This window comes from Staphylococcus sp. HL28, assembly GCF_021117155.1.
In the GTDB taxonomy this organism is placed as follows: Bacteria; Bacillota; Bacilli; order Staphylococcales; family Staphylococcaceae; genus Staphylococcus; species Staphylococcus warneri.
Genome location: NZ_CP088218.1, coordinates 486198 through 498072, shown reverse-complemented (window position 1 = coordinate 498072; position 11875 = coordinate 486198). Strand labels below are relative to the sequence as shown.

The window sequence follows — 11875 nt, the reverse complement described above, 5'->3', positions numbered from 1 at the left end:
TCTAATCATTGATTGGCTATTCATTTTGTAAATTTCATTAACTTGTCTTAATATCTGTATTTCTTGCTATTAATTGGTGTCTAGCATTGAAGAATTGGCCGTAGCTCATGTATGTAGCAAGGAGTGCTGACATAATCGTAGCTGTTGTATGGATAAAGACCACTAGCAATTGGAATTTAATAGCTTGTAATGGCGGCACCCCACCGATAATCAATCCTGTCATCATACCAGGTATAGAAACAAGCCCATATGTTTTAACGGAATCAATCGTTGGCACGATAGCTAATCTAATACTTTCTCTAATTGATGATTTAGAAGCAAGTTTCGGTGTCGCTGCTAATGTCAATTTCGATTCTATTTCGGAAACATCTTGTACAAATGCACGATCTAAATTTTGATAGGCTAAATTAATCGCAATTAAACCATTATTGGCTAACATCCCACCTATTGGAATCACTTCATTAGCAGTAAAATCGATTGCCCCTGTTGCAATCGTACCAGCTAGGGGTAATGCAGTACCTACAAATATTGCAACAAATGAAATCCAAAACACATGATGCATCACTGATGATGCACGTTGAATGGTATTCCAAGATGCATTAATGATTATTACTAACACACATAAGATGAGTAACCATTTATCATTTATTTTAAAAATATAATGTAGTAAGAAGCCAAGAATGAGCAATTGAATGGTCGCTCTTATCGTTGCTACCACTAAATCTCTAATAATATGTAAGCCTTCCTTATAAGAAATAAGGATAGGAATAAACAGTAACAACGCTGTTAAACATAATGCAGTATTACTCATGCTGATTCAACTCCTCTATCTTATCAATTTCACCATCAATGATCGTCATTCGCTTTTGAAAATGTCTCATACTTTGGTCATCGCTATGTGTAATCCATAAAATCGCTATACCTTCTTCAGCCATTTTAAAAATAATTTCTTCTACACGTTCTTTATTATGTGTATCTAAAGCACTTGTAGATTCATCTAATAATAAGACTTCAGGTTCAAACATTAATTGTCGTGCAATTGTGATACGTTGTTTTCTCCTCCTGACATATGTTCAATTTCTGCCGATAAATCATAATTACCTAGCCCTACTTTTTCTAAAAGGTTAAGTGCTTTATCTTTATCAAATGCTTGGTTTCTCGCTTCTGAAGGAAACTTCAAATTATCTTCAATCGTTGTACCAATCATCTCACTTTGTTGCATTAAGTAACTCACCTTCATACGAATATTTTCAGGTGTGTAGTCATAATAAGGTTTGCCGTTTAAATACAATGTGCCCGATGTAGGTTCAATCAAATGATTAAGTTGCTTTAAAAGTGTACTCTTGCCACTACCTGAAGGACCAATAATCGCTATAGTATCACCTTTATCCACCTTAAAATTAATATCCTTTAAAATTGTTCGATGATCCGCTTCATAAGTTAAATGTTCAATTTCTAATAACATGTTACACGCTCCTTTAAATCCCATTACACTACTCATTCCCATTTTCCCACGTTAAATAACAATATCATTAATTTTTATGATAATTTAAATTATAAAAAAAGAGAATGTGCTTTTATACACATCCTCTCACTATTTATTTCTAAATTTTATAAAGCAAATAGAATCGCAACAAATGATATCGCGTTGACAATCATATGCAGGGCAATCGAAGCTGCTAAATTACGTTTCGTAAGATGATAGGCCGCCACGAAACTACTTGCCATAATTACATAAGGACCTAATTCAAATGGAGATTGCGCTTCTGTCACATGTACCCCTGCAAACATCAGAATCGAAACCACATACATCAAACCATATGTTAATTTCTTCCCTAACTCGTGAATCAATAAGTGTCTGAATAATAGTTCCTCTACTATAGGTGTCACAATGACAATATCTAAAAACAGTACCGGCCACATCCATACAGAAGTAAACATTTTTTCTAACATTTTATTATTTTCTGTGTCACTAAACTGATATTTCTCTGGTAAAAATTCAACCATTATACCATACAAGATATTCAATACGTACATAATAACGATAATGATGATTAAAGTTACTATATATTTTTTAAGATCTTTCACCCTTTGAATAGCTAGTGGAATGAGTGTCTTTCGATGCATTAAATAAAATAATAATAGTACTAAACACATTCCTATGAAACCAAAAAACGTAGCAAAATTGATGCCAATCTCATTAACCCTACTATCAGATTTGATTTTCAATGACATCGCAACGATGGCACCAATCATCATACCAATCATTGGAAATACGAATTGTCCCACAATGAGATACGCAACTATAAGCCAGAAATCTCTTTTAACTATCTTCTTGGACGCAAAATCATTTTGTTGTTGCTGTGAATCTATAGGTTGTTGTGTGGATTGGTTTTCCATAAATGACTCCTTTTCACTCTAAAATTAGTTTTACATGATTAACATTTTGAATACCATGATGATAAATAACACGCCTTGTATACCCGACTGATAAAGATATGCCGCAGCTAAATTCATACCTGATTTAATATAAATCATTGTTGAACCTAATGCTATTATTAAAAATGGCAACATTTCCCACATACTCATCATATCGTACACATGAACCAAAGTCTCAACCAAAATAGAAAGTATAATAGTTACAGTGGTAGGCCATTTCTTACTTAATTCATGTATGATGAGATGCTTATAAATGATAACCTCCACCATTGGACGTAAAATAACCATTGAAATCATGGTAAAACATAGGGCTGATGGATAATGAAATAAACCCTCAACTCTTCTTTCGTATTGAGTTGGCCCTATCCCCAATGTGTTGAAAAGCCATCGCAACATGCACATTACTATCATTACGCCGATAATCATTAACAATATATGTAAGATCTTGTTTCGTGCAAAATGAAATTGTCTTTTCATGACTTGAGCAATATCAAATTTATGCATCGCAAAAAAGATAAATAATACTAAAAATTGGGCTAAGACAAATCCAATGCTCAAAGATAAGTTATATAAAAACTGGGCTGGAGGTTTTTGAGTGATCATAGCGGTTAATCCTAGTGTGCCAAACACTACGATAATAGGTACCAACATTTGAAATAATATGTATAACGGTATCATTAAAAAATCTTTTTTCATGATTTTGGGTTGGTTCCAAATATCACGTTGTCTTTGTTGTTGGCGCATGTGTCACCTCCTCCATCGCATTCTATCATAATTACTTTATCATTTTATTATTCATATTAATACATTATTTAAGTTAAATTTCCTAATATAAATATTTCATAAACTTATACAATTAAAATTCTACAATATAAATTTAACCGGTTTCATTGTAAAACATAAAGAAAAGTGTATCATAGTGTTGGAGTAATGATTAAGGGGGGCATTTTAATGAGTGTACTGACTACAATGCAGTTTATCGTCAACATCATTATTATGATTTTTTTATTGGGTGCTTTATTGCTAGGTATTATCTGGCTAATCAAAGATAAAAGACAAACACAACACAGTGTGTTAAGAAATTATCCGCTATTAGCACGTATTAGATACCTTTCAGAAAAAATGGGACCTGAACTTAGACAATATTTATTTTCTGGTGACAATGAAGGTAAACCATTCTCTCGTACAGATTATAAAAATATTGTATTGGCGGGTAAATATAACTCAAGAATGACTAGTTTTGGGACAATGTCAGATTATAAAGATGGTTTTTACATACAAAATACTATGTTTCCACTACAAGCGAGTGAATTAAAAGTTGATAATACGACACTACTTTCAACTTTTATTTATCAAATCGAGAATGAACGCTTATTTAGTCGTGATGAGCATCGTAAAGGCAAACAGATTGATCCGTTCTACCTAACTGATGACAATGCGGTGGTTCTTGGTGAACATCTAGAACATCCTTTTAAAATTAAACGTTTAGTCGGCCAATCAGGTATGAGTTACGGTGCCTTAGGTAAAAATGCTATCTCAGCATTATCTAAAGGCTTATCTAAAGCCGGCACATGGATGAATACAGGTGAAGGCGGCCTATCAGATTATCATCTTAAAGGTGATGGCGATATCATCTTCCAAATTGGACCTGGTTTATTCGGTGTTAGAGATAAAGAAGGTAATTTCAGTAAAGAACAATTTAAAACAGTTGCCGAACGTAAGAATGTACGTGCTTTCGAATTAAAATTAGCGCAAGGTGCGAAAACACGTGGTGGACATATGGAAGGTAATAAAGTGAATGAAGAAATTGCTAAAATCCGTAATGTAGAACCATTTAAAACCATTAATTCACCAAACCGCTTCGAATTTATTCATAATGCTACAGACTTGCTCAATTGGGTAGATGACATACAACAATTAGGTCAAAAGCCAGTTGGATTTAAAATTGTTGTCAGTCGTGTTGAAGACATCGAGACACTAGTCAAAACCATGGTAGAACTCGATAAATATCCAAGCTTCATCACTGTCGACGGCGGTGAAGGTGGTACTGGTGCAACATTCCAAGAACTTCAAGATGGCGTTGGATTACCTTTACTAACTGCTCTACCTATTGTTTCTGGCATGTTAGAGAAATATGGCGTACGAGATCGTGTGAAAATTTTCGCATCAGGTAAACTGATCACACCAGACAAAATTGCTATTGCTTTAGGATTAGGAGCCGATCTAGTTAATATCGCACGTGGTATGATGATTAGTGTAGGTTGTATCATGAGTCAACAATGTCATATGAATACATGTCCTGTAGGTGTTGCTACAACTGATCCAAAGAAAGAAAAAGGATTAATTGTTGACGAAAAGCAATACCGTGTAACTAACTATGTCACTAGTTTACATGAAGGTTTATTTAATATTGCTGCAGCTGTAGGCGTATCAAGTCCAACAGAAATCACTGCAGACCATATCATTTATCGAAAATTAGATGGTGGCACACAAACCATCCACGATTACAAATTAAAATTAATTTCATAATAAAGTGTATTGATAAGGCGATCACTTAACAAGTGGTCGTCTTTTTCTGTGCTTTTATCATAGACACTTATCTATATAGATGATAATCTATATATGTTTTGGAGGTCATTATGTCATATCAACAATTAGCATCTATATTAAAAGTATTATCTGATGAAAACCGATTGGAAATTCTAGATATTTTATCATGTGGTGAACTATGTGCGTATGATTTACTACAACATTTTCAAATTTCCCAACCTACCTTAAGTCATCACATGAAAGTTTTAGTTACATATCAATTTGTCACAACGAGAAAGCAAGGTAATAAACGATTTTATCAATTAAATCATGAATTTTACACACAAATCATTGATAATTTAAATCTTATTAATACAACGCATGATCAATGTGTATGTCAGTCAGTGAAACGAGGTGATCAATCATGATGACCATTCTTGCTATCGTCATATTCCTGATTACGCTCATCTTTGTAATTTGGCAACCTAAAGGATTAGATATTGGTATTACCGCTGTCATTGGTGCCATCGTCGCAATCATTACAGGTGTTGTTAGCCTTTCAGATGTGGTTGAAGTAACTCAAATCGTTTGGAATGCCACATTAACCTTTGTTGCAATTATATTAATATCGCTAATTTTAGACCAAATCGGCTTTTTCGAGTGGGCAGCATTGCATATGGTCCGAGCATCTAAAGGTAATGGTCTCATGATGTTTGTTTTAATCATGGTTCTCGGTGCGATTGTCGCTGCTTTCTTTGCCAACGACGGAGCCGCATTAATCTTAACCCCTATCGTTTTAGCTATGGTTCGTCATTTAGGATTCAATGAGAAAATGGTCTTTCCATTTATTATTGCCAGTGGATTTATTGCGGATACCACGTCCCTACCAATGATTATTAGTAATTTAGTGAATATTGTCTCAGCCGATTACTTTGGCATTGGTTTTGGTAAATATATGAGTCGTATGATGATACCTAACCTATTCTCATTAATTGCCAGTATCGTCGTTTTATGGATTTATTTCAGAAAATCAATTCCGAGACGAGTCGATATCGCTCATATCAATCATCCGTCATCTGCCTTAAAAGATATACGTCTTTTCAAAGTGTCATGGATCGTCCTTATTGTATTAATGATTGGTTATTTTGTAAGTGAATGGCTACAAATACCCGTATCATTGATTGCTGGTGCAATTGCTATCATATTTGTATTACTCGCAAGACAATCCAAAGCTGTTCATACGAAACAAGTCATTAAAGGCGCACCATGGAATATTGTCATCTTTTCAATTGGCATGTATTTAGTCGTTTTCGGCTTGAAAAATGCTGGTATCACAACTATATTAGCTCATACACTTTCAAACATTTCAGTTCGTGGTTTATTTGCTAGTATTATGAGTATGGGCTTTATTTCAGCTATTCTTTCTTCAATTATGAACAATTTACCAACTGTCTTAATTGATGCGATTGCGATTGGTCAGTCAGGCGTATCTCATTCACTCAAAGAAGGTATGATCTATAGTAATGTGATTGGTTCAGATTTAGGTCCTAAAATCACACCAATAGGTTCACTTGCGACATTATTATGGTTACATGTATTAGCACAAAAAGGTGTCAAAATATCTTGGGGAACATACTTTAAAACAGGTATCGTAATTACCATTCCAGTCTTATTCTTCACGTTATTAGGACTATATTTAACACTAATCATTTTTTAATAAGGAATTCTAAGCATGGCAAAGAATATCATTTATTTCATTTGTACTGGTAATTCGTGTCGTAGTCAAATGGCTCATGGCTTTGCTGACAATATATTAGATTCAAATTGGGATGTATATTCAGGCGGTATTGAAACACACGGTGTGAATCCAAAGGCTATCAAAGCTATGAAAGAAGTCAATATCGATATTTCACATCATACATCCGATTTAGTAAAACAAGATATTCTAGATCGTGCTGATCTAGTCGTTACATTGCGCAGTCATGCAGATCAACATTGTCCAACTATGCACCCTTCAGTTAAGAAAGAACATTGGGGTTTCGACGATCCAGCTGGTAAAGATTGGTCAGAATTCCAAAGTGATAGAGATGAAATTAAAGCCGCTGTTGAAGACTTTAGTCACAAACAATAGAACAAATAAAATTAAGAGCCAGTACATGCAAATGGCAATGCATGTACTGGCTCTTGTATTTTAATCATCATGATCGGTCATATTACTTTTTTCTTTCAAACCGTTACGTTTCATTTGGCTAACTGTTTTATCTAAACTTATTTTGTTATCTTTACCTTTAACTGATACAAAGCCTAATTTTTTCTTCAATTGATCGATATCCGCTTTTTCATAATCGATGTCTATATGTTCAACTGCTTTATCATCTTTGTAATCAATTTTGAATGATACACCTTTGTCACCTTTAAAGGCCTTCTCATCTTTCTTTAACATGTCTTTAGCTTGATCTTTATCAATACCTAAATCATCATATTTCAAAGTACCTATTGTAGATTGTTTCAGTACTTCGTCTCCTTTATATGTGAGCGACGTAATAATCTGTTTACCATTAACGTCACCTTCGAACGTTTTCGTTTGCTCTTTACTACAAGCAGCCAGTGTGATTGCGCTTAATGCGATAACCACTATAAGTGAAACTATTTTTTTCATATGATCGCCTTCTCTCACCTGTTTGTTGGGGCAATGGTACCATTACCTGATTTATTATTGATATTAATATACCCTTATTCCTTAAACATTTCCATCAATACATATCAATGAATGTGCTATGTTAAACTATAAGTAAATAATGATTGGGAGGATAAAGGTATGACTGATTCAATACAATTACTTAAAGAACTGACTGCTGCCAATGGTATTGCAGGTCGAGAAATGCAAGTTAAATCTATAATGAAAGATTATTTATCACCAGTTAGTGATGCGATTGTAGAAGATAACTTGGGTGGCATATTCGGTAAAAAGGCTGCCACAAATGGTTCTAAATCTATTTTAGTGTCAGGACATATGGATGAAGTGGGTTTCTTAGTAACCAAAATTGATAAAGATGGCTATTTATCTTTTAATCCAATTGGTAGTTGGTGGAACCAAGTGATGCTGTCTCAAAAAGTCACTGTCACAACAGATGATGGTAAAGCATTAAGAGGTATTATTGGTTCTAAGCCACCACATATTCTTTCACCTGAAGAACGCAAGAAAACCGTAGATATTAAAAATATGTATATCGATATTGGTGTGAATAGTAAGGAAGAAGCTGAACAAGCCGGTGTGTCTGTTGGCAATATGGTCACACCATACAGTGAATTTGAAACACTCGCAAATGATAAATATATGACTGCGAAAGCATTTGATAATCGTTATGGTTGTGCATTAGCTATCGATGTTCTCAATGAATTAAAAGATGAAGCTATAGATATTAACTTATATTCAGGTGCCACAGTACAAGAGGAAGTTGGATTACGTGGTGCTAAAGTAGCTGCGCAAACTATTCAACCTGACTTAGCCATTGCAGTAGACGTGGCAGTCGCATTTGATACTCCAGGAATGTCTGGTCAAACCAGTGATAGTTATTTAGGTGGTGGCCCTGTTGTCATTATGATGGATGCTTCAAGCATTGCTCACGAAGGATTGCGTCAACATGTCAAAGACGTCGCCAAACAACATCACATTGATGTTCAATGGGATACCACGCCAGGTGGCGGTACAGATGCAGGTAGTATCCATGTTGCGAATGAAGGTATTCCTACTATAACACTGGGTATCGCTCTGCGTTATATGCACTCTAATGTATCTGTGATTCATAAAGATGATTATGATCGTTCGGTACGTCTAGTTGCTGAAATTGTACGCTCATTAAATGATCATACGTATAACAATATCAAATGGTAATGAAACCATTTTGGAGGTGACTTTATGAGACTATTTGGCGCTTTAAAATGTTCTCATTGTCAACGTGAACTTAAAGAAGATGAGCCTATCTATATTAAAGTCAATGGTAAAGATCTACATGGATATACCCACTTAAGCGGCTGGGCCGACCAACAATATAAGTGATGTGAAACATGTGCGAAACAACTTAAATAGTATTTAAGCCAAGATGTCTGTTATTTCCTGGGACATCTTGGCTTATTATGTTTAATGATCATACTTATTATTTGATTGATTTTTTCCAATTATCATCACTTAACATTTCACCTGGCCATGTGTACGCCATCACGCCTCCGTCTATACGAATTGTTTCACCTGTAATAAATGAACTATCGTCAGACGCTAAGAATGTAACTAATTTGCCTACTTCATCTGGTGTACCTAAGCGTCCTAATGGTGTAACCCATTTTTGATTTTCACGGAATGTTTGACCTTCTTTATCTTGTGCAGTACCAGCTAAATTATCTACTAATGGTGTTTCTATTGTGCCCGGTGCAATGGCATTAGCACGGATATTGTCACGACCATATTCAATAGCAATGGATTTCGTAAAGTTAATCACTGCACCTTTAGCAGCATTATAACCAGAACGATAAAGGTCTGCTGCTTGCCCAGAGAATGAAGCTGTATTAATGATTGAACCCCCATTATCCATCATTAACGGTAAAAGGAATTTCGTTACTAAGAATGTACCTCTCATATCTACACCCATAATTTTATCAAATACTTCAACTGGGTATTCATGAATGCGTCCTGCACCATTATCAACACCCGCATTATTAAATAGTACATCCACATGCCCAAATTCTGATTTAATTTGATCTGCAAATTCTTGAACTTGTTGCTCATCAGAAATATCTACTTGAAATGCAGTCGCTTGTCCACCTTGTTGTTTAATATCTTCAACCGTTTGATTTAATTGGTCAGAAATGTCTAAAGCCAAGACATGTGCACCTTCTTGAGCTAAAACATTGGCAGAAGCTTGACCAATACCTGTACTTGCACCTGTCACAACTGCGACTTTATTCACTAAACGTTTCATATAACGTCACTCTCCTCAATATTGTCCTAAAATGAAATCTTAGTATTGTTCTTCCACTTTCATATTGGGACTAAACGCCGTTATGACAATGATAACGCTTTAATTAAAAATTAATATTTTATATCTCGCTCATGCACATCGAATTTACATTTACTAACGAATCATATATACTTCTTTTTAAATTTCAGAAAATTCTTATCATTATATGTAATATTTGCTATACTTTTAGATAATTTAACTAAGGAGTGGTTCATGAATGGCAACAAACTCAAAGCAAAAACCATCAATCGTTAGTAAATTTTTAAATGGGGTCGAATGGGTTGGTAATAAATTACCTGATCCTACGGTACTCTTCTTCTTAATGTGTGTCGGACTTGCCATTATCACATGGTTTGTCTCTCTATTTAATGTTTCCGTTAAACATCCAGGTAACGGGGAAACTATTCATATCAAAAGTATTATCAGTCATGATGGCTTTGCCATGATTATGAATGATGCTATTAAAAACTTTTCTGAATTCCCTGCCCTTGGTCTTGTGCTAGGTGTCATGATTGGTATTGGTGCCGCTGAAAAATCTGGTTATTTCGATAAACTCATGATTTCAGTAGTAAATAGAGCACCAAAGAAGTTAATCGTCCCTACCATTATTTTAATTGGTATTGTCGGAAGTACAGCTGGTGATGCAGCAACGATTATCCTACCACCTTTAGCGGCTATGCTATTTATCAAGATTGGTTATCACCCTATCGCAGGTCTAGCAATGGCATATGCATCTGCTGTTGGCGGATTTGCAGCCAATTTAGTCGTAGGTATGCAAGATGCGTTAGTCTATTCATTTACTGAACCTGCCACAAGAATCGTATCAGATCATATTAATACCAATGTGGCTATGAACTGGTATTTCATTGCGGCCAGTGTAGTTGTGTTATTACCTACCATCCACTTAGTTACAACAAAGTTAATTATTCCTAGGCTTGGTAAATATGATGATTCAGATGCACACGATGACATGGAAGAGACGTCTTCTCATATCACACCTATAGAGAAAAAGGCATTATTTTGGGCAAATATGAGTTTCATCATCTTACTTGTATTACTCATCATTTGTGCTATCCCAGAACATAGCTTTTTAAGAAATGCTAAAACAGGCAGTCTACTTGATGATGCCCCTTTAATTAATGGTGTCGGCCTCATTATCTTAGTTATCTTCTTAGTACCGGGCGTTATATACGGGGTCTTAAGTCATGAAATTAAAAATACTAAGGATTTAGGACAAATGATTACTGATTCAATGTCATCTATGGGTTCATTCATTGTCATTGTATTCTTTGCAGCACAACTACTCGCATTCCTAGAATGGAGTAACCTTGGTGTTATTACAGCAGTTAAAGGTGCCAAATTACTACAACATCAAAATGGTATTGTACTGATTATTGGTGTCATCTTCCTAAGTGCACTCGTCAATATGCTAGTGGGTAGCGCCTCTGCTAAATGGGGTATCTTAGCACCTATCTTTGTGCCAATGCTCATTTTAGTCGGCTTCCACCCTGCCTTTACACAAGCTATATACCGAGTAGGTGATTCCATTACCAATCCAATTACACCAATGATGCCTTACCTACCGTTGTTGTTATCTTATGCTCAAAAGTATGATAAAAACATGAAACTCGGCACCCTACTTTCAAGTCTGATGCCATATTCAATCGCCTTAACAATTGTATGGACGCTATTTACACTGATTTGGTTCTTACTAGGTATTCCAGTCGGACCTGGTGGACCACTACATGTAAAATAAGCAGATCACATCATCTTAAACAGGCCGGGACATAAATATATATTTCAAGTTACATTCATATTCAGTCAACCTTGCCGGGGTGGGACAGAAATAATTTTAAAGAAAATATTATTTCTGTCCCACTCCTTTATTTTTA

General features: G+C 35.1%; 11 protein-coding genes and 1 pseudogene. 6 read left to right on the top strand and 6 right to left on the bottom strand.

From position 1 onward, the window contains the following. Window positions 1–37: 37 nt before the first annotated feature. From LPC11_RS02240 to lnsB, 4 genes and pseudogenes are all read right to left on the bottom strand, one after another. Window positions 38–811, bottom strand: a complete 774-nt coding sequence (locus LPC11_RS02240; protein ID WP_023374000.1) for an ABC transporter permease — start codon at window positions 809–811, stop codon at window positions 38–40. Then, a pseudogene (locus tag LPC11_RS02235) lies at window positions 804–1465 on the bottom strand (ABC transporter ATP-binding protein). Before LPC11_RS02235 ends, LPC11_RS02240 begins: the two are co-directional and overlap by 8 nt. Before the next feature lie 146 nt (window positions 1466–1611). Continuing rightward, window positions 1612–2400: a CPBP family intramembrane glutamic endopeptidase gene (locus LPC11_RS02230; protein ID WP_023374004.1), complete on the bottom strand. Its 789-nt coding sequence runs from the start codon at window positions 2398–2400 to the stop codon at window positions 1612–1614. Between the two features lie 30 nt (window positions 2401–2430). Continuing rightward, entirely contained in the window at window positions 2431–3183 is a 753-nt protein-coding gene (lnsB, locus tag LPC11_RS02225) for a CPBP family lipoprotein N-acylation protein LnsB (protein WP_023374006.1), read from the bottom strand. Between the two features lie 207 nt (window positions 3184–3390). Here lnsB and LPC11_RS02220 point away from each other — a divergent pair, with 207 nt between their 5' ends. The 4 genes from LPC11_RS02220 to arsC all read left to right on the top strand — a co-directional run bounded on the left by LPC11_RS02220 (window position 3391) and on the right by arsC (window position 7099). Next, window positions 3391–4968, top strand: a complete 1578-nt coding sequence (locus LPC11_RS02220) for an FMN-binding glutamate synthase family protein (RefSeq protein ID WP_023374008.1) — start codon at window positions 3391–3393, stop codon at window positions 4966–4968. Between the two features lie 110 nt (window positions 4969–5078). Further along, the gene (locus LPC11_RS02215; RefSeq protein ID WP_023374010.1) at window positions 5079–5396 is read left to right on the top strand and encodes an ArsR/SmtB family transcription factor; all 318 of its coding nucleotides are present in this window, start codon (window positions 5079–5081) and stop codon (window positions 5394–5396) included. Beyond that, window positions 5396–6685, top strand: coding sequence for an arsenite efflux transporter membrane subunit ArsB (gene arsB, locus LPC11_RS02210; RefSeq protein WP_041614053.1), 1290 nt, complete (start codon window positions 5396–5398; stop codon window positions 6683–6685). The genes LPC11_RS02215 and arsB overlap by 1 nt, the downstream gene beginning before the upstream one ends. A gap of 15 nt (window positions 6686–6700) precedes the next feature. Continuing rightward, on the top strand, window positions 6701–7099 hold the full coding sequence (gene arsC / locus LPC11_RS02205) for an arsenate reductase (thioredoxin) (RefSeq protein ID WP_023374014.1): 399 nt from the start codon (window positions 6701–6703) through the stop codon (window positions 7097–7099). Between the two features lie 60 nt (window positions 7100–7159). On the opposite strand, the gene LPC11_RS02200 is transcribed toward arsC, so the two are convergent. Then, the gene (locus tag LPC11_RS02200) at window positions 7160–7627 is read right to left on the bottom strand and encodes a YehR family lipoprotein (RefSeq protein WP_023374016.1); all 468 of its coding nucleotides are present in this window, start codon (window positions 7625–7627) and stop codon (window positions 7160–7162) included. Between the two features lie 159 nt (window positions 7628–7786). Between LPC11_RS02200 and LPC11_RS02195 the strand changes: the two genes are divergently transcribed. Continuing rightward, on the top strand, window positions 7787–8863 hold the full coding sequence (locus LPC11_RS02195; RefSeq protein ID WP_023374018.1) for a M42 family metallopeptidase: 1077 nt from the start codon (window positions 7787–7789) through the stop codon (window positions 8861–8863). A 262-nt stretch (window positions 8864–9125) separates the two neighbouring features. On the opposite strand, the gene LPC11_RS02190 is transcribed toward LPC11_RS02195, so the two are convergent. Continuing rightward, window positions 9126–9944: an SDR family oxidoreductase gene (locus tag LPC11_RS02190; RefSeq protein WP_023374020.1), complete on the bottom strand. Its 819-nt coding sequence runs from the start codon at window positions 9942–9944 to the stop codon at window positions 9126–9128. Between the two features lie 256 nt (window positions 9945–10200). Between LPC11_RS02190 and LPC11_RS02185 the strand changes: the two genes are divergently transcribed. After that, window positions 10201–11739 (top strand): AbgT family transporter, encoded by a 1539-nt coding sequence (locus tag LPC11_RS02185; RefSeq protein ID WP_104681547.1) that lies wholly within the window; start codon window positions 10201–10203, stop codon window positions 11737–11739. The last annotated feature ends 136 nt before the right edge of the window (window positions 11740–11875 follow it).

What these genes read in the sequence shown, in the direction of transcription:
- LPC11_RS02215 (WP_023374010.1), top strand. Translation starts at nt 5,079, where the DNA reads ATGTCATATCAACAATTAGCATCTATATTAAAAGTATTATCTGATGAA.
- LPC11_RS02185 (WP_104681547.1), top strand. Translation starts at nt 10,201, where the DNA reads ATGGCAACAAACTCAAAGCAAAAACCATCAATCGTTAGTAAATTTTTA.
- LPC11_RS02220 (WP_023374008.1), top strand. Translation starts at nt 3,391, where the DNA reads ATGAGTGTACTGACTACAATGCAGTTTATCGTCAACATCATTATTATG.
- arsC (WP_023374014.1), top strand. Translation starts at nt 6,701, where the DNA reads ATGGCAAAGAATATCATTTATTTCATTTGTACTGGTAATTCGTGTCGT.
- LPC11_RS02240 (WP_023374000.1), bottom strand. Translation starts at nt 811, where the DNA reads ATGAGTAATACTGCATTATGTTTAACAGCGTTGTTACTGTTTATTCCT.
- LPC11_RS02190 (WP_023374020.1), bottom strand. Translation starts at nt 9,944, where the DNA reads ATGAAACGTTTAGTGAATAAAGTCGCAGTTGTGACAGGTGCAAGTACA.
- arsB (WP_041614053.1), top strand. Translation starts at nt 5,396, where the DNA reads ATGACCATTCTTGCTATCGTCATATTCCTGATTACGCTCATCTTTGTA.
- LPC11_RS02200 (WP_023374016.1), bottom strand. Translation starts at nt 7,627, where the DNA reads ATGAAAAAAATAGTTTCACTTATAGTGGTTATCGCATTAAGCGCAATC.
- LPC11_RS02195 (WP_023374018.1), top strand. Translation starts at nt 7,787, where the DNA reads ATGACTGATTCAATACAATTACTTAAAGAACTGACTGCTGCCAATGGT.
- LPC11_RS02230 (WP_023374004.1), bottom strand. Translation starts at nt 2,400, where the DNA reads ATGGAAAACCAATCCACACAACAACCTATAGATTCACAGCAACAACAA.
- lnsB (WP_023374006.1), bottom strand. Translation starts at nt 3,183, where the DNA reads ATGCGCCAACAACAAAGACAACGTGATATTTGGAACCAACCCAAAATC.